Genomic DNA, 16657 nt, shown 5'->3' with positions numbered 1-16657 from the left:
ACAGCGCAAGCGATCTTGTCAGGAGCATCCCAATGGCCGCGTATCAATATGTCTATCACATGGAAGGCGTCTCCAAGACCTATCCGGGTGGCAAGAAATGCTTTGAAAACATCCACCTGAACTTTCTCCCCGGCGTGAAGATCGGTGTGGTCGGCGTCAATGGTTCGGGTAAGTCGACCCTGCTGAAGATCATGGCGGGCATGGATACCGATTTCAAAGGCGAGGCTTGGGCGGCCAAGGGCGCCAAAGTGGGCTATCTGGCGCAGGAACCCTACCTTGATCCGGCCTTGACGGTGAAGGAAAACGTCATGCTCGGCGTGGCGGCGCAGACCGAAATCCTCAATCGTTACAACGAATTGGCGATGAACTATTCGGACGAGACCGCCGACGAGATGGCGCAGTTGCAAGACCAGATCGACGCCGGCAACCTGTGGGAGCTTGAGGCCTCGGTCGGTGTGGCGATGGATGCTTTGCGCTGCCCGCCCGATGATGCCAATGTCGAAGACCTCTCGGGCGGGGAACGCCGCCGCGTGGCTTTGTGCAAGCTGCTGCTGGAAGCCCCCGACATGCTGCTGCTCGACGAACCCACCAACCACTTGGACGCCGAATCCATCGCCTGGCTGCAAAAGCACCTGATCGCCTACAAGGGCACCATCCTGATCGTCACCCACGACCGTTACTTCCTCGACGACATCACAAGCTGGATTCTGGAACTCGACCGTGGCCGCGGCATTCCCTACGAGGGCAACTATTCGGCCTGGCTGGATCAGAAAGCCAAGCGTATGCAGCAGGAAGCGCGCGAGGATAAATCCAAGCAGAAGGCGCTGGAAAAAGAACTCGAATGGATCCGGTCGGGTGCCAAGGCCCGCCAGTCGAAGGGCAAGGCGCGTCTGGCCCGCTATAACGAAATGGCTGGCCAAACCGTGCTGGAACGCGCCTCGACCGCGCAGATCATCATCCCGAACGGCGAGCGTCTGGGCAGCAAGGTGATCGAAGTCACCGGGCTGAAAAAAGCCATGGGCGACAAGCTGTTGATCGAGGATCTGTCCTTCACCATCCCGCCGGGCGCCATCGTTGGCGTGATCGGCCCGAACGGTGCGGGTAAATCGACGCTGTTCCGTATGCTGTCGGGGCAGGAACAGCCGGACGAGGGCACGATTGTGCTGGGCAACACTGTGCAGCTTTCTTACGTGGACCAGTCGCGCGACGCGCTCGACCCGAACAAGAACGTCTGGGAGGAAATCTCGGGCGGCTCTGAAGTGATCCAGCTGGGCGACATGACGATGAACAGCCGGGTTTATACCGGCGCGTTCAACTTCAAGGGCACCGATCAGCAGAAGAAAGTCGGCCTGTTGTCGGGGGGTGAGCGTAACCGCGTTCACATGGCGAAACTGCTGCGCTCGGGCGGCAACGTGCTGCTGCTCGACGAACCGACCAACGATCTCGACGTGGAAACCCTGCAAGCGCTGGAATCGGCGATCGAAGATTTCGCCGGCTGCGCGATCATCATCAGCCACGACCGCTTCTTCCTCGACCGGCTCTGCACGCATATGCTGGCGTTTGAAGGCGATGCGCATGTCGAATGGTTCGAGGGCAACTTCGAGGCCTATGAGCAAGATAAAGTCCGCCGTCTGGGGCCGGATGCTTTGGAGCCGAAGCGGGCGAAATACAAACGTTTCAGCCGGTGATGCTGAAAGCGCTTCTGTCTGCAGTGGTGATCTGCGCTGCAATCCCGGCTCAGGCCGGGATTGATTTCGCCCATATGCCGGTCGGGTGCAGTTGGTCGATGAAATATTCCGACGGCCGCACGCTGATTGAAACCTATGTCGGGAAGAAATCCGGCAGCTATCGCACGGAAGTCGCCGACAAGCGCGCGCCCGATAAAGTCATCAGCCGAACCTATTTCGACAAGAAAGGCCGGATGGTGCGCAACGATTGGGCTGGGGGCAAATGGGAAACCTTCAACCCTTACAGTTGCTTCGGCATCGCCGGAACCTGCAGCTCGACCTATCAGAATGGGGATGGGGCAAAGTTCATCATCGACAACACCACCAGCGCAGCAGGCAATGGCTTCAAAGTTGTCGCTGCACCGCGCGGGGGCGCACCGTATCCCGATGACTATTTTGAGTTGGGGCAGTTCAACATTCAGACATTGAGCAAGAATAGAAATTTTTCGATGAAACTTGTCGCGTTCAACAATTGCGACGAGCCATTGATGTGACCTGCTTTTCACTTTGAACGGCGGGCGCAATCTGCGCCCGCGTCCAATGCAATCGTCGTGGTCAGATCAATGGCTTACTTGCCCTTGACCACTTCTTTCACTTTATCCTTTGCCGAGCCGACAGCATTCTGCACGCGGCCTTCGACTTGATCTGCCTTGCCTTCGGTTTCCAGCTTGGCATCGCCAATCACCGCGCCGATGGCCTCTTTCGCCTTGCCTTTGATGACCTTGGCCGAGCCTGCGATCCGATCTTTATCCATGATACTCTCCTGAAACTTGAGGTGGCGGGTTTGATCTCAAGTGACGTTGCGCAGGTTTGTGGTGCAAACTGCGCAGTGCTGTCACATGCCTTTACAACGCGCCGTGTGCGGGATGGTTCCACGTCCATCAACGGGACGCCGATACGCCGCCGCGCAGGCCGCAGTTTTCGGCTGCGGGTTTTCGGATCTGGGCACCAAATCAATCCTGATCAAAAAACTGTGCGCCAGCGTGGAACCAAACCGCCGATCAGTGGTTTTCCTGACAAGTTTGAAACAGCTAAAAAGGAGAGCGTTATGAAAGGCATCGTCGCCTACTTCCTCGGAATTCCGATTGTCGTGATCATTCTGCTGTATGTGACCGGCATTTTCTGACGCTTTCGATACTGTCACCAAATCAAAACGGCGCGGGATGATCCCGCGCCGTTTCGCGTTTATGTCAGGACATCAGGCGCAGCCGATCATTCCTTGATCACATGCCATTTGCCGCCCATTCCGTCGCCCTTGGCATCGCCTTTCGCCTTGTCGCCCGCGAAGTAATACACGGGCTTGCCGTCGTAGGCCCATTGCTTGGTGCCATCGGTGCGATCCACCAATGTCCAGCCCTTTTCCATTTTGGCATCGGCCTTGCCCAGGTAGGGCGGCCATTTCACCGCGCAATCGCCATAGCAATCGGAAACTCCGCCCGCGTCCTTGTCGAACACATACAGCGTCATGCCCTTGGCATCGGCGAGCATCCCTGCCGCCTGTGCAGCAATCCCCGACCCCAGCACCAGCGCCGCGCTCAGCACGGCAGCGAATTTTGCAGCTTTCATCTCAAATCTCCTTTGCGGCTTCAGGCTCCGCAGCCCCGCCGCAGGATCAACCGAGGCCCAGAGCGGCCCGGTCCTGCGCGGCATGGCAGGGAAGCTTGCGCCACGCCCTGCGCCGCCAATATAGCGTCAAGGGCACCCGCCCGGATGGGCCTTTGGTCTGATGATCCAGCGCCCTCGCGCGACTGTGAAGCGGGGTGAGGCTGCGTTACGCAGGCGGCAGCGGGCGGGGTTTGCCCTCGTCATCAATGGCGACAAAGGTGAACAGGCCATGCGTGACCTTTTCGCGCTGTTCTTGCCGGTTGCGCAGCACCCAGGCCTCGATCTGCAAGCCCATCGAGGTCCGCCCCTCGCGCGCGATATGCACATAGATGCAAAGCACATCGCCGACCTTGACCGGGCGGATGAACTGCATCGCGTCAATCGCCACGGTGGCCACACGGCCATGCGCGCGGGCTGATGCCACAATCCCCGCCGCCATATCCATTTGCGAGAGAACCCAACCGCCAAAGATATCGCCGTTGTTGTTGACATCGCGCGGCATGGTCAGCGTGCGCAGCGTCAACTCGCCGCTCGGTTGCTCGGGGTCTGGCGGTTGCGGCATGGGTTATCCTGATCGAGGAGGGACCAGGGTATTAACAAAATCTGATGCGCCGCGGTCAAGTCATTGTTCTGGAATGACGAAAAAACGCCACGATGGGAGGTTAGTTCAGCATCCCACCATCGGAATCGTCGCCGGTTTCTTCCAGCAAACGATCCAGACTGGGCACGATCACATGCCGCTTGCCTTCCAGCACGATCACGCCTTCCCGCTTCAGGCTTGAAATCTGCCGGCTGACGGTTTCCAGCGTCAGCCCCAGATAATCAGCCATTTCCTCGCGCGTCAGTGGCAGATCAAACCGCACCCCGCCTGAACTGGCAGCCTTTAACGAGGCATTGCGCCGCGCGATGATCGCCAGCAGCGAGGCGATCTTTTCCCGCGCGGTCTTGCGCCCCAACAGCAACATCCACTCGCGCGCTGCGTCCAACTCATCCAGCGTCATTTCCAGCAAGCGCTGAGCGATATGCGGGGTTGCGTTCATCAGGTCTTCAAACGGCTTCTTGCGGAAGCAGCACATCACCAGATCTGTGGTCGCCGTCACATCATAGGCCGCGGTCGCCCGCCCTGGCCGCCCGACAAAATCTGATGGCAGCAGCAAGCCCACCATCTGCCGCCGACCATCTTCCATCGTCTGTGTCAGCGTCGCGATGCCCGTCACCACCGATGCGACAAATTCCATCCGGTCGCCCGACCAGATCACCGGCTGCCCGGCTTCAAAGCTGCGGTAGTATTTGATCGTCTCAAGCTCTTGCAGCTCATCCGCGTCGCAGCGGGCGCAGACAGCACGGTGCCGGATTGGGCAGGCGCCGCATTTCAGATCGGTAAGCTTCAGGTCAAGGTGCGACATGTCCGGCCTTCCTTTCGATTGGGGTCGGTTGATCTGGGTCAAGGCATCCACACTCACACCCTGACAAGCTACGCCTATGACAGTCCATTCGCAACTGATGCACCTCGGTCTTTTTGACGCCCGCGTGCCCCGCTATACCAGCTACCCGACCGCGCCACAGTTCAGTGGAGCGGTTGGGCCTGCCGATTTCACGCGCTGGATCGCCGACATCCCGGCTGATACCGAGATTTCGCTGTATCTCCATGTGCCATTTTGCCGCCGCCTGTGCTGGTTCTGCGCCTGTCGCACGCAGGGCACCGTTTCGGATGATCCGGTGCGGGCCTATGCCAAGGTGCTGAAGGCGGAAATCGCGTTGCTGCGCGGCCATCTGGGCCCCGGCATCCGGCTGGCGAAACTGCATTGGGGTGGCGGCACGCCGACCATGCTGGCCCCTGATCTGATCCGCGATTTGGCAGCGCAGATTTTTGATGTGGTGCCGATGGCTGCGGGTGGCACGTTCTCGGTTGAGATTGACCCGATGGAGATTGACGCCCCCCGGCTGGATGCGCTGGTGGCGGCGGGGATGAACCGCGCCTCGATCGGGGTGCAGGATTTTGACCCGCAGATTCAGACGGCGATTGGCCGTGAACAGCCTTATGAGACGACGCTGGCCGTGGCGCAGATGATCCGCGACCGGGGTGTGGGCAGTCTGAACGCCGATATCCTTTATGGCCTGCCGCATCAGACATCGGCACGCATCGCGGATTCGGTGCAAAAGCTGCTGGCCTTGTCGCCCGACCGGGTGGCGCTTTACGGCTATGCGCATGTGCCGTGGATGAGCCGCCGCCAGCAGATGATCCCGTCGGACGCGATGCCGACGCCCGAAGAACGGCTGGATCTGTTCGAGGTCGCGCGGCAGATGTTCGTGGCGGATGGCTATGCCGAGATCGGCATCGACCATTTTGCCAAACCCAGCGACAGCATGGCGCAGGCGGCCAAAGTGGGCAAATTGCGGCGGAACTTTCAGGGCTATACCGACGATACCTCGCCGATCCTGATCGGCCTTGGGGCTTCGGCGATCTCGCGCTTCCCGCAAGGCTATGCGCAGAACGCGCCCGCAACGGCGGCACATACCAAGGCGATCCGCGCGGGCGAGTTTTCGACCGAGCGCGGCCATGCCTTCGCGGGCGAGGATCATTTGCGCGGCCGGTTGATTGAGGCGCTGATGTGCGATTTCCACATCAACCGCACCGAAATTCTGCGCGATTTTGACGTGACGCCCGAGGTGCTGGACGCGCTGCTGGCACATGCCGCGCAGGCTTTCCCGCAGATGCTGGTGCTGGATGACAGCGGCCTGACCATCCCCGAAGCCAGCCGTCCGCTGACCCGGATGGTGGCACGGATGTTCGATGCGTATGATCAGAGCCGCGCCAAGCACTCGGCGGCGGTGTGACGCTGGTTTTTATCCCAACTGGGAATGACTTGTGCTTTTGGGCTGCTAACAGCTAGGATTTCCACTAGATGTTGTGGTTAGGCAGATTTCTTGCCAAAGCTCTCTACGAACTGCACCATCCTCGGCAGGCAATTTCCCCGCAGATCATAGCGCTCCAGCGCCACTTTCCGCGCCGCCGCGCGCATCGCCAGAAACCGCTCGGGATGCGCCAGCCCTTCGATCATCGCGGCAGACCATCCCGGCACGTCGAAGAAATCAACCAAGGTGCCGGTCTTGCCATCTTCCAACGCCTCCATCACCGGGCGGGTGGCCGAGCCGATGATATGACAGCCCGCCGCCATCGCCTCGATCATCGACCACGACAACACGAACGGATAGGTGAGGTAGGCATGGGCGCGGGAGACCTTCATCAGCGCCACGAAATCGGGGTAGGGCACTTTGCCCATGAAATGCACGCGCGACATATCCAGACGGTCGCGCACTTCCGACAGGAAGCGTTCCTTCCAGCCCTTTTCGCCCTTGGGGGCAGCGCCATACGACACTTCGTCACCGCCAACGATCACCACTTGAGCCTGCGGCCGGGCTGCCATCACATCTGGCAGCGCGCGCATGAAGGTGTGATAGCCGCGATAGGGTTCGAGATTGCGGTTCACAAAGGTCAGAACCTCATCCCCCGGCGTGACCACGCGGCCATTCGGCAGGGTAAAGCGCGCCTGCGGATCGGGGGCCATGCCAGAGGTATCCACCCCGTCATGGATCACCGTGATCATGCGGCGCAGCGGATCGGGATAGGTCGAGGCCTGCCATTCGGTTGGCGACAGGCCGGCATCGGCATGGGCCAAGGCTTGGCCCAGATAGGTGGCGCGGCCTTGCGCGATCATCACCTGATCGAAATTCGCCTCGTTGAACTCGCGGTCAAAGCCGACATCCGCGCCGCGCCCGCGATAGTAGAACTCGGCATAGACGATCAGCTTGGCTTCGGGCCAGACTTCTTTCAGAAACAGCGTCTCACCCCAGCCGGAATGGCCGAAAATCACATCGGGCACATAGCCCTTGGCGCGCATCGCCTGCGCGGCGCGGGCCACGGTCACGCCGCGGTCGCTCATCGTGGTGTAGTTGCGGCCCAAACGGGTGGCGGCGGGGTCCACGGGCTCGGCCTTGTGGGTGTATTTGGCCAGCGGAATCGGTGAGGTGCGGTTGTTGTTGGCATCGGTCAGCGCCATGCAGTCGTGCCCGCGCGCGGCCAGTTCTGGGGCCAGATGCAGGAACTGGCCGGGGAAATTCTGATGCACGAACAGGATTTTCATGGCCGCAGGTTATCTCCGAAAGCTGCCGCCATCAACGCGCGGGTGTAGTCGGTTTGCGGATTGGCGAACAGATCGGCGCCTGTGCCTGCCTCGACCACATCACCGTTTTTCATCACCATCACTTTGTGCGCAAGCGCGCGGATCACCCGCAGATCGTGGCTGATGAAGATATAGGCCAGCCCCCATTTGCGCTGCAAATCGCGCAAAAGGTCAACAATCTGCACCTGCACGGTCATGTCGAGCGCACTGGTGGGCTCGTCCAGCAGCACCAGTTTCGGGCGCAGGATCATCGCGCGGGCGATGGCGATGCGTTGCTTTTGGCCGCCGGAAAATTCATGCGGGTAGCGGGCAGAGGTGGCAGGATCTAGGCCAACCTCGGCCATGATTTCGGCCACCATCTCGGCGCGGTTGCGGCCCGGTTCCAGCCCATGCACGCCCAAGCCCTCGGCGATGATGTCGGCCACGGTCATGCGCGGTGACAGGCTGCCGTAGGGGTCTTGGAACACGATCTGCATGTCGCGGCGGCGGTCACGCACGGCTTTCGGGGCAAGGTTTTGAATGTCGTGGCCCAACACCGCAATCCGCCCGGTGCTTTCGATCAGCCGCAACATCGCCAGCGCCAGCGTGGTCTTGCCCGAGCCGGATTCGCCCACGATGCCAAGGGTTTCGCCTGCGCGCACCGTCAGGCTTGCGTCGTTCACCGCTTTGACATGGCCCACCACCTTGCGCAGAAAACCTGCGTGGATGGGGAACCACACCCGCAGATGTTCGGTTTCGGCCACCACGGGCGCATCCGCTGGCACCGGATCGGGGCGGCCCTGCGGCTCTGCCGCCAGCAGTTTTTGGGTGTAGGGATGCTGCGGGTTGGCAAAGATTTGCGCCGTTGGCCCCTGTTCGACAATCTCGCCGCCCTGCATCACGCAAACCCGGTCGGCGATGCGGCGGACGATGCCGAGATCATGGGTGATGAACAACAGGCTGAGGCCTTCGGTTTTCTTCAGATCGGCCAGAAGTGCGAGAATCTGCGCCTGAATCGTCACATCCAAGGCCGTAGTCGGCTCATCCGCCACCAGCAATTCGGGACCATTCGCCAAAGCCATCGCGATCATCACGCGCTGACGCTGGCCGCCTGACAACTGGTGTGGATAGGCGGAGAGGCGGCTTTCGGCGTCGCGGATGCCGACCTTGTCCAGCAGTTCCAGACTGCGGGTGCGGGCAGCGGCGCCGTTCAGGCCTTGGTGCAGGCTAAGACTTTCTGCCAACTGCCGTTCAATCGTGTGCAGGGGGTTCAGGGAGGTCATCGGTTCCTGAAAGATGAAACTGATGTCGTTGCCGCGCACCTGCCGCAACTGGGCCTGGCTTGCGCCGATCATTTCCTGGCCCAGATACTTGACCGAGCCTGTCACCTTGGCGCTATCGGGCAGCAGCCCCACTGTGGACAGCGCCGTTACCGACTTGCCCGAGCCGCTTTCGCCCACAAGCGCCACGGTTTCGCCCTTGCCGACGGTGAAGCTGACCCCGCGCACAGCCGAGATGTCGCGGCCATCCTGATGAAAGCCGATATTCAGGTTCGAGACCTCCAACACCACATTCATTGGAAGGTCTTTCTGGGGTCAAACGCGTCGCGCACGCCTTCAAAGATGAAGACCAGCAGCGACAGCATGATGGCAAAGGTGAAAAACGCGGTGAAGGCGAGGGAGGGCATCTGGAGATTCTGCTGCGCTTGGCGCGAAAGCTGGCCCAGTGACGGCAACGACGCGGGCAGGCCGAAGCCCAGATAATCCAGCGCCGCAAGCGAGCCGATGGCGCCCGAGACGACGAACGGCAGCATGGTCAGCGTTGCCACCATCGCATTCGGCAGCACATGGCGCACGATGATTGTCAGGTCCGACACGCCCAAGGCTTTGGCGGCGCGGACGTATTCGAAATTCCGCGCCCGCAGGAATTCGGCCCGCACGATGCCAATCAGCCGTGTCCATCCGAAGGCGATCATCAGCAGGATCAGCACCCAGAAACTGCGCTGCCAGACCGAGAACACGATGATAATCACATACAAATCTGGCGTGCCGCCCCAGATTTCCAGCACGCGCTGAAAGATCAGATCGACCTTGCCGCCGAAATAGCCCTGCACTGCGCCTGCCGCGATGCCCAACACGGATGTCAGCACCGTCACGATCAGCGCAAAGGCGACCGAGAGCCGGAAGCCATAGATCACCCGCGCCAGCACGTCGCGGCTGGTGTCATCGGTGCCCAGCCAGTGCTGCGCATCGGGGGCCGAAGGCGCTGCCTTGCCGCCCAGATCGTTGATTGTGTTGTAGGAATAGGGGATCAGCGGCCAGATGATGCGGCCTTTCTGAAAGCCTTCGGCGCTATATGTCCCCGCCGATACCGCCGCCAGAATATCTTCGGGCGTATCAAAGCAATCGACCACGCCGCCCGTGACGATGAGGCATTGCACCTCGGGCGCTTTGTAATTCGCCTCGGTTTTGAAATCACCGCCGAAATCGGTCTCGGTGTAGAATTTCAGAAATGGCATCCGCCATTCGCCGCGATATTGCACCAACAGGGGCCGGTCATTCGCCAGCACTTCGGCGAACAGCGAAATGCCGAACAGTGCGGCGAAGATCAGCAAAGACCAATAGGCCCGCTTGTTGGATTTGAAATTCCGCCAGCGCCGCTGGTTCAAGGGGGACAAAGCCATCAGCCCCTCCGCTCGAAATCAATGCGGGGATCGACCCAGACATACATCAGATCCGACAGGATGCCGACGATCAGCCCCATCAGACCAAACGCAAACAGCGTGCCGAAAATCACCGGATAATCGCGTTCTACCGCCGATTTGAAGCCAAGCTGGCCCAGACCATCCAAGCTGAAGATGTTCTCGATGATCAGGCTGCCGCCGAAAAACACGCCGATGAACAGGGCCGGAAAGCCCGCGATCACGATCAGCATGGCGTTGCGGAACACATGGCCATAAAGCACCCGCCGCTCTGAAAGGCCCTTTGCGCGGGCCGTCATCACATATTGCTTTTTGATCTCATCCAGAAAGCTGTTCTTGGTCAGCAGGGTCAGCGTGGCAAAGGATGAAATCGTGCTGGCGATCACGGGCAGGGTGATGTGCCACAGATAATCGCCGACCTTGCCCAGCAGCGACAACTGATCGAAGTTGTCTGAGGTGAGGCCCCGCAGCGGGAATATCTTCCAATACGACCCGCCCGCGAACAGCACCAGCAGCATCACCGCCACCAGCAGACCGGGGATCGCATAGGCGGCGATGATCACGCCGCTGGTCCAACTGTCAAAGCGCGAGCCATCCGTCACCGCCTTGCGGATGCCCAGCGGGATCGAGATAAGGTAAGCCAGCAGGGTGGACCACAGGCCAAGGGTGATCGACACCGGCAGTTTTTCCGCCACCAGCCCCATCACGCTTTCAGAACGGAAATAGCTTTGGCCAAAGTCAAAGCGGATGAATTTCCCCATCATGATGAAGAACCGCTCGTAGGACGGGATCATTTCCTTCTGGCAATCTTTGGCCTGCTGCAACAGCGCACCTTCATAACCTGCCGGGCAGATGAAACGGGCAAAGCCGAATTCAACCTCTAGCTTGGCGCGAAACTCGGGCGGCAGGCCCCGCGCCCCGACATAGCCCTTGCCGCCTTCGGCATCGGTGCCCGCATCCGCGCCAGCAGCACCGCTGACAGCACCAATGGAATCGCCCGAGCCTTGCATCCGCGCCTCGATCTGGTCAAACGGGCCGCCGGGGACGAATTGCGTCAGCGCAAAGTTGACCACCATGATGCCGAGCAGCGTCGGGATCACCAAAAGCAGCCGCCGAAGGATATAGGCCAGCATCTATTTCAACACGCCCGCAGCTTTCAGCTTGTCGGCCTTGCCCTGATCATACCACCAGAACGAAAGCTCGCCCAAAGCGTAGGGGGGCAGGGTGGCCGGGTGGTCGTATTGGTCGTAATAGGCCACGAAATAGTGGTCGTTGAACCAACCCGGCACCCAGAACCGTTGCGCCCGCAGCACACGGTCCAGCGCGCGCACCACAGTGTCGAGTTCCTCGCGGGTCTTGGCGTCTTCGACCAGATCCAGCATTTTATCCACCGCCGGATTGGCAAAGCCCGCCCGGTTGCGGGTGGAATTGTCTTTGGTGACAGAGGCATAGGCCTGCTTCAACTCGCCACCCGGCTCGTATCCGCCATTCACGGCATTGCCCGAAATGATGTCGAAATCGAAGTTCGGCGGATCGGTGCGCTGGCTCATCTGCGCGGGGTCGATCATGTTGAGCGAGGCATCAATGCCGACCGCCCGCAGGTTTTCGACATAGGGGCTGATCACACGCTCAAAACTTGGGGTGTCTTCGAGGAATTCGACCTTCAACGTCTCACCCTTGGCATTGCGGCGGATGCCATCTGCGCCCACTTCCCAACCGGCTTCGTCCAGCAGTTTCGAGGCCTTGCGCAGGTTGCCCCTGTCCATCCCCTTTTCCGAGGTGGAGACCGAGCCCATCACCGCATCATCGGTCAGGATCGTGGCAGGCAGCAGGCCTTGATCGACGAAGGGCTGCAACACCGCCACTTCGGCAGGATTTGGCGCGCCTTTGGCGGCCATCTGGGTATTCTCCCAGATGGAATTGATCCGGCTGTAAAGACCATAGAACAGCGTCTGGTTCGACCATTCAAAGTTGAACATCAATCCGATCGCTTCGCGCACGCGGGGATCTTGGAATTTCTCGCGCCGCAGGTTCAACAGAAACCCTTGCCCCGAGGCGATATTGCCGTTCGGCAGTTCGGTCTTGATCACCGAACCGTTGCTGAGGTTGCTGAATTGATAGCCCGTCGCCCATTGCTTTGACGAGTTTTCCTGCCGGAAGGTGTAGATCCCGGTCTTGAACGCCTCAAACGCTGCGGTGTCATCGCCGAAGTATTCATAGCGGATGCGGTCAAAATTGTTCTGCCCGATGTTTAGCGGATGCTTCGCGCCCCAATAATCCGGGTTGCGTTTGTAGATGATCTGCTGGCCGGGTTTCAGGCTGTCGAGCACGTAGGGGCTGGTGCCGAGGAAGGGTTTCAGCGTGCTGTCTTCCAGATCGCGCTTGTTGCCCTCGTAATCGGCCTTCGACATGATGGTCAGGCTGCCGGCAATCGCGGGCATATCGCGGAAGGGCGTGCCGGGGGTGAAGACGAACTTCACGGTGTAATCGTCCAACGCCTCAACCGATTGGAATTTCTGGTTAAAGACTGAACGGTATTCAGCAATGCCCTTGTCACGGAACATTTCGTAGCTGAACACCACATCGGCGGCGGTCATCGGGCTGCCATCCGAGAATTTCACATCCTTGCGCAGATGGAAGATCACCCAAGAGCGATCCTCGGGGTATTCCATCGTTTCGCACATCAGGCAGTAGGCGGCACCGATTTCATCGGCGGGGCTGACGAGGATGCTTTCGTAGAAGATCGACGAGGCAACCGCAGCGACGCCCTTCACCGAATAGGGGTTCACGCTGTCAAACGTGCCGGGGGCCCATTCCGAAATCTCGCCGCCTTTCGGGGCATCCGGGTTGACGTAATCCAGATGTTTGAAATCAGCCGGGTATTTCAGCGTGCCAAAGGTGGAAATCCCGTGTGCGGTGATGATCTTGGCATCCTGCGCCCAAGCGGTGCCTGCCCCAAATGCCAGCACTGCCACCAAGCCCGCTTTGATCTGCCGCATTCCCAACCCCTTGCCATCCGCCGCTATGCTGCGGCCCCATGTCTTTTTAATCGTGTTGCTGCATATGCTAAATCGGAACCCGCATGTGCCACAAGGCGCGAATGTGTGATCGCTGCCGCCGCCTGCCTCGCAGGGCCGTGAAAATGAAAAAGCCGCCCAAAAGAGCGGCCCTTCCCGGCAAACTGCCGTCCGTTTACTTCATTGTCGCCAGATAGGCGATCACGTCGGCGCGATCCTTGATGTTGGGCAGACCGGCAAAGCCCATCTTGGTGCCTTTGACGTCGGCCTTCGGGTTCAGCAGGAACACTTCCAGCAATTCGGGGGTCCAAGGATCATGGATCGACGCCATGCCTTCGGAATAGGCAAAGCCCTCAACCGCGCCGCGCGCACGGCCAACAACACCGTTCAGATGCGGGCCGGTGCCGTTGCTGCCATCAACCTTGTGGCAGGCTGCGCATTTCTTGAACACTTTCTCGCCGGCGGCCGGATCGGCTGCCGCGAACACTTCTGCCCAAGCCGGGCCTTCTGCTGCTGCGCCATCTGCGGGGGCCGCATCTTCGACCGGGATGGAATAGGCCTGCGCCACTTCTTCGCCGCCATGGCTTTCAGCGCCGCCGCCGTAGATCGACTCGCCTGCCCAAGAAATGAACAGATATACAAGAAGCGAGCCACAGACCGCGCCGGTCACCTTGGTCAAAGTCATCGTGTCGAACATGTCGCGCCTTCCTTCGGGTCGTGTTTGGGTGGGCTGCAAAGCCGGAACCTGATTTGCGGTTATCTACCCGCTTCCCCCGCCTTCTTTCAAGGTGTAGTAGCGCGACCAATAGCCCCAATGCGGGGCTTTTTACGGCGGAGTGTTCGAAATGTCAGGGCGTATCGCGTTTCAGGGCGAATTGGGGGCCTATTCTCATCAGGCATGCCAGCAGGCACGCCCGGATATGGAGGCATTTCCCTGCACCACCTTTGAAGACGTGGTCGAACTGACTCGCTCGGGCGAGGTCGAATTGGGCATGCTGGCGGTGGAAAACTCGACCTATGGCCGGGTGGCGGATGTGCATTCCTTGTTGCCGCGCGCGGGGTTGCACATTGTCGACGAGGCTTTCGTGCGGGTGCATGTCAATCTGTTGGGCGTGAAGGGGGCAAAGCTGGCCGATGTGAAGGAAGCCCATGGCCATGTGGTGATCCTGCCGCAATGCGCGGGTTTTCTGAAAAAGCACGGCATCAAGGGCCGCGTCAGTTCCGACAACGCGCGTGCGGCGCGCGAAGTGGTGGAATGGGGCGATGTGTCCAAGGCGGCACTGGCGTCTGAGCTTGCCGCGTCGATCTACGGGCTGGATGTGCTGGCCCCGCATATCGAAGATAACGCCAACAACACCACACGTTTTCTGGTGATGAGCTGCACGCCCGACCATGCGCGTCGGGCCGAGGATATGATCACCACCTTCACATTCCGCGTCCGCAACATTCCGGCAGCGCTGTATAAGGCGATGGGTGGCTTTGCCACCAATGGCATCAACATGACCAAGCTGGAAAGCTATATGGTCGGCGGCAGCTTTACCGCGACCGAGTTTTATGCCGATATCGAAGGCCACCCCGATGATGCGCCGGTGAAACGGGCGTTGGAGGAGTTGCGCTATTTCTCGACGCAGGTGGATATTCTGGGGGTTTATCCGGCGGATCGGCGCAGGGACTGATCCTGTCGCCAAGCCGCCCCGGACTTGATCCGGGGCCTCGTGGGCGGCGTGGAGGCCCCGGGTCAAGCCCGGGGCGGCTTGGGAAGTAAGGCGGCCTATCGGGCCATTTCTTACAGAAAAATCGTGACCCGCGCGAGGGCGGCGCTGCCTTAATACTTCTTCACCGCCCGATAGCGCGCTTCAATCTCGCCTGCCAGTTGCGCCGCGCGTTGGTCAAACTTGCGGTCAATCCGGGCGCGCGCCAGCCGCAACGATTGCAGGAACAGCCGCGCCGTCAGGCTGCGGGGTGAGACTTCCAGCACCACATGCATGCGGGTGCGTTTGACACCCAATTCCATCAGGTCAATCGAGACAACCCCTTCGATGGCCTGCGAAATTCCGGCAAAGCGCAACAGGTGCGGGCTGTCGATCTGCGTCAGCTCCAACTCCATCGTACGCGGCTTGCTGCGATAGGAAAACTTTGCCGCCCAGCGCATCCCGGCAGCCACGTTGCGCAGCTTGTCGACGCGGGCAACCTCGGCTCCCCGCCGCATCGCGGCACGCTCCCAAGTTTCGAAATCCGAGATGATCCGAAACACATCGGCCACAGGTGCTTCAATATCCTGCTTTGTCGCAAACCGCATCGAAAGTCCCCCAGCCTTGCTTGTTTTTGTTATTGCTGCCAACAGGCACGGCGAAATTGTTAACGCGACAGGAATAGCGATCAATCAAGCCGTTCTGCAAGGAAATTAGCCATCAGAAACTGCGCAATAGCGCCTTTTCGGCCCGGTTTGATCTTGGGGTGTTGCCCCGCCATCACCGCAACCAATTCTTCGCGCGTGACCCACAGCGCATCTTCCAACTCGGCAGGGTCCAGGGTGATCGCATCCGAGGTGGCTTCGGCAATACAGCCAAACATCAACGAGGCCGGAAACGGCCACGGCTGCGATGCCAGATAGCGCACAGCACCCGTGGTGATGCCGGTTTCTTCGAACACCTCGCGCCGCACGGCAGCCTCAAGCGTTTCGCCGGGTTCGACAAAGCCTGCCAGCAACGAATACATCCCTTCGGGCCAAGGGGCCGAGCGACCCAACAGCAGCTTGTTGCCGCGCACCACCAGCATGATCACCACCGGATCGGTGCGCGGAAAATGCTGCGCGCCGCAGGCCGGACAAGACCGCTGCCAGCCTGCGTTGATCATCTGCGATTTCGCCCCACAGGTGGCACAAAACCCATGCGTGCTGTGCCATTGCAGCACGGCCTTTGCGGTTGCGGCCAGTTCGGCCTCACGCGGGGTCAGTTGCGCCATCACACCGCGCAAATCCTCAAAGGCGTGATCTTCGGGCAGGGCAGGGTGGGTTTGGCGATTGGCGTCGACAAAGCCCGCGGGCTGACTGGCCTCAAGCACCTCGGGCTCCCAGATAGAGATATCGGCGGTAAAGCGCGGCACGCCCTCATCCAGCCCCAGAAACACCGGCGCAGCACCCATGAGCACCACACTGTCTGCCGAAACCCAGCCGAGACCGCTTTGCGCCACGATCAGCGGCTTGCCCCGCCACAGCGGCAACACCTGCCCCTGCGCCAGCAATTCCGCCATCCGTGCATTGTCGCCGCGCAACGCTGCTGCCCGATCCAAGCCCGAGCCGCCAAATGTCACCGTTTCCGCCAGCCGCATCGCCCACCCCCGCTTTGCGCCGTTCATGGCACGGAACCCGGTCTAGGGCAATTCGCTGGCCACGGCAGAAAATCTGGCGGCGACAGAAAAATCCAGCAATCCCAATCAAATTTG

Annotated in this window: 17 protein-coding genes; 5 read left to right on the top strand and 12 right to left on the bottom strand. The window is 60.2% G+C overall.

The window, feature by feature from the left end:
• Positions 1-32 precede the first annotated feature (32 nt).
• Together ettA and ACFOGH_RS17080 are read left to right on the top strand one after the other, a co-directional pair.
• Positions 33-1688, top strand: coding sequence for an energy-dependent translational throttle protein EttA (ettA, locus tag ACFOGH_RS17085; RefSeq protein ID WP_380074376.1), 1656 nt, complete (start codon positions 33-35; stop codon positions 1686-1688).
• Positions 1688-2221 carry a hypothetical protein gene (locus ACFOGH_RS17080; RefSeq protein WP_380074375.1) on the top strand — a complete coding sequence of 178 codons (534 nt, stop codon included), beginning with the start codon at positions 1688-1690 and terminating at the stop codon, positions 2219-2221. The genes ettA and ACFOGH_RS17080 overlap by 1 nt, the downstream gene beginning before the upstream one ends.
• Before the next feature lie 74 nt (positions 2222-2295).
• On the opposite strand, the gene ACFOGH_RS17075 is transcribed toward ACFOGH_RS17080, so the two are convergent.
• Complete coding sequence (locus tag ACFOGH_RS17075; protein WP_380074374.1) at positions 2296-2481, bottom strand: CsbD family protein; 186 nt, start codon at positions 2479-2481, stop codon at positions 2296-2298.
• 30 nt (positions 2482-2511) lie between these two features.
• Here ACFOGH_RS17075 and ACFOGH_RS17070 point away from each other — a divergent pair, with 30 nt between their 5' ends.
• The gene (locus ACFOGH_RS17070) at positions 2512-2853 is read left to right on the top strand and encodes a hypothetical protein (protein WP_380074373.1); all 342 of its coding nucleotides are present in this window, start codon (positions 2512-2514) and stop codon (positions 2851-2853) included.
• 86 nt (positions 2854-2939) lie between these two features.
• Here ACFOGH_RS17070 and ACFOGH_RS17065 read toward each other — a convergent pair whose 3' ends face one another.
• From ACFOGH_RS17065 to fnrL, 3 genes are all read right to left on the bottom strand, one after another.
• The gene (locus tag ACFOGH_RS17065; protein ID WP_380074372.1) at positions 2940-3293 is read right to left on the bottom strand and encodes a COG4315 family predicted lipoprotein; all 354 of its coding nucleotides are present in this window, start codon (positions 3291-3293) and stop codon (positions 2940-2942) included.
• A gap of 205 nt (positions 3294-3498) precedes the next feature.
• On the bottom strand, positions 3499-3894 hold the full coding sequence (locus ACFOGH_RS17060; protein ID WP_380074371.1) for an acyl-CoA thioesterase: 396 nt from the start codon (positions 3892-3894) through the stop codon (positions 3499-3501).
• A 100-nt stretch (positions 3895-3994) separates the two neighbouring features.
• Positions 3995-4738, bottom strand: coding sequence for a transcriptional regulator FnrL (gene fnrL, locus ACFOGH_RS17055; protein WP_380074370.1), 744 nt, complete (start codon positions 4736-4738; stop codon positions 3995-3997).
• A gap of 76 nt (positions 4739-4814) precedes the next feature.
• On the opposite strand from fnrL, the gene hemN reads away from it, so the two are divergent.
• Positions 4815-6170 carry an oxygen-independent coproporphyrinogen III oxidase gene (hemN, locus tag ACFOGH_RS17050; RefSeq protein ID WP_380074369.1) on the top strand — a complete coding sequence of 452 codons (1356 nt, stop codon included), beginning with the start codon at positions 4815-4817 and terminating at the stop codon, positions 6168-6170.
• Between the two features lie 77 nt (positions 6171-6247).
• Here the strand turns inward: hemN and ACFOGH_RS17045 are convergent, their stop codons facing one another.
• The 6 genes from ACFOGH_RS17045 to ACFOGH_RS17020 form a co-directional block, all read right to left on the bottom strand.
• Positions 6248-7477, bottom strand: coding sequence for a glycosyltransferase (locus ACFOGH_RS17045; RefSeq protein ID WP_380074368.1), 1230 nt, complete (start codon positions 7475-7477; stop codon positions 6248-6250).
• Complete coding sequence (locus tag ACFOGH_RS17040) at positions 7474-9072, bottom strand: ABC transporter ATP-binding protein (protein WP_380074367.1); 1599 nt, start codon at positions 9070-9072, stop codon at positions 7474-7476. The genes ACFOGH_RS17045 and ACFOGH_RS17040 overlap by 4 nt, the downstream gene beginning before the upstream one ends.
• Entirely contained in the window at positions 9069-10178 is a 1110-nt protein-coding gene (locus tag ACFOGH_RS17035) for an ABC transporter permease (RefSeq protein ID WP_380074366.1), read from the bottom strand. Before ACFOGH_RS17035 ends, ACFOGH_RS17040 begins: the two co-directional genes overlap by 4 nt.
• On the bottom strand, positions 10178-11329 hold the full coding sequence (locus ACFOGH_RS17030) for a microcin C ABC transporter permease YejB (protein WP_380074365.1): 1152 nt from the start codon (positions 11327-11329) through the stop codon (positions 10178-10180). Before ACFOGH_RS17030 ends, ACFOGH_RS17035 begins: the two co-directional genes overlap by 1 nt.
• Complete coding sequence (locus ACFOGH_RS17025; protein ID WP_380074364.1) at positions 11330-13195, bottom strand: extracellular solute-binding protein; 1866 nt, start codon at positions 13193-13195, stop codon at positions 11330-11332.
• 193 nt (positions 13196-13388) lie between these two features.
• Positions 13389-13910: a c-type cytochrome gene (locus ACFOGH_RS17020; RefSeq protein WP_380074363.1), complete on the bottom strand. Its 522-nt coding sequence runs from the start codon at positions 13908-13910 to the stop codon at positions 13389-13391.
• A 148-nt stretch (positions 13911-14058) separates the two neighbouring features.
• Here ACFOGH_RS17020 and ACFOGH_RS17015 point away from each other — a divergent pair, with 148 nt between their 5' ends.
• Positions 14059-14889, top strand: a complete 831-nt coding sequence (locus tag ACFOGH_RS17015; protein ID WP_380074362.1) for a prephenate dehydratase — start codon at positions 14059-14061, stop codon at positions 14887-14889.
• Positions 14890-15038: 149 nt separating this feature from the next.
• Here the strand turns inward: ACFOGH_RS17015 and ACFOGH_RS17010 are convergent, their stop codons facing one another.
• Entirely contained in the window at positions 15039-15512 is a 474-nt protein-coding gene (locus tag ACFOGH_RS17010; protein WP_380074361.1) for an SRPBCC family protein, read from the bottom strand.
• Between the two features lie 80 nt (positions 15513-15592).
• Positions 15593-16543 carry an NAD(+) diphosphatase gene (gene nudC, locus ACFOGH_RS17005; RefSeq protein WP_380074895.1) on the bottom strand — a complete coding sequence of 317 codons (951 nt, stop codon included), beginning with the start codon at positions 16541-16543 and terminating at the stop codon, positions 15593-15595.
• Positions 16544-16657 lie beyond the last annotated feature (114 nt).

The organism is Cypionkella sinensis, from assembly GCF_042646385.1.
Lineage (GTDB): Bacteria > Pseudomonadota > Alphaproteobacteria > Rhodobacterales > Rhodobacteraceae > Cypionkella > Cypionkella sinensis.
The sequence above is the reverse complement of the archived record's forward strand: the minus strand, read 5'-3'. Positions and strand labels throughout refer to the sequence as shown.

Coding starts and splice junctions, on each gene's coding strand:
- ettA (WP_380074376.1), top strand. CDS start 33: ATGGCCGCGTATCAATATGTCTATCACATGGAAGGCGTCTCCAAGACC.
- ACFOGH_RS17080 (WP_380074375.1), top strand. CDS start 1,688: ATGCTGAAAGCGCTTCTGTCTGCAGTGGTGATCTGCGCTGCAATCCCG.
- ACFOGH_RS17075 (WP_380074374.1), bottom strand. CDS start 2,481: ATGGATAAAGATCGGATCGCAGGCTCGGCCAAGGTCATCAAAGGCAAG.
- ACFOGH_RS17065 (WP_380074372.1), bottom strand. CDS start 3,293: ATGAAAGCTGCAAAATTCGCTGCCGTGCTGAGCGCGGCGCTGGTGCTG.
- ACFOGH_RS17060 (WP_380074371.1), bottom strand. CDS start 3,894: ATGCCGCAACCGCCAGACCCCGAGCAACCGAGCGGCGAGTTGACGCTG.
- fnrL (WP_380074370.1), bottom strand. CDS start 4,738: ATGTCGCACCTTGACCTGAAGCTTACCGATCTGAAATGCGGCGCCTGC.
- hemN (WP_380074369.1), top strand. CDS start 4,815: ATGACAGTCCATTCGCAACTGATGCACCTCGGTCTTTTTGACGCCCGC.
- ACFOGH_RS17045 (WP_380074368.1), bottom strand. CDS start 7,477: ATGAAAATCCTGTTCGTGCATCAGAATTTCCCCGGCCAGTTCCTGCAT.
- ACFOGH_RS17040 (WP_380074367.1), bottom strand. CDS start 9,072: ATGAATGTGGTGTTGGAGGTCTCGAACCTGAATATCGGCTTTCATCAG.
- ACFOGH_RS17035 (WP_380074366.1), bottom strand. CDS start 10,178: ATGGCTTTGTCCCCCTTGAACCAGCGGCGCTGGCGGAATTTCAAATCC.
- ACFOGH_RS17030 (WP_380074365.1), bottom strand. CDS start 11,329: ATGCTGGCCTATATCCTTCGGCGGCTGCTTTTGGTGATCCCGACGCTG.
- ACFOGH_RS17025 (WP_380074364.1), bottom strand. CDS start 13,195: ATGCGGCAGATCAAAGCGGGCTTGGTGGCAGTGCTGGCATTTGGGGCA.
- ACFOGH_RS17020 (WP_380074363.1), bottom strand. CDS start 13,910: ATGTTCGACACGATGACTTTGACCAAGGTGACCGGCGCGGTCTGTGGC.
- ACFOGH_RS17015 (WP_380074362.1), top strand. CDS start 14,059: ATGTCAGGGCGTATCGCGTTTCAGGGCGAATTGGGGGCCTATTCTCAT.
- ACFOGH_RS17010 (WP_380074361.1), bottom strand. CDS start 15,512: ATGCGGTTTGCGACAAAGCAGGATATTGAAGCACCTGTGGCCGATGTG.
- nudC (WP_380074895.1), bottom strand. CDS start 16,543: ATGCGGCTGGCGGAAACGGTGACATTTGGCGGCTCGGGCTTGGATCGG.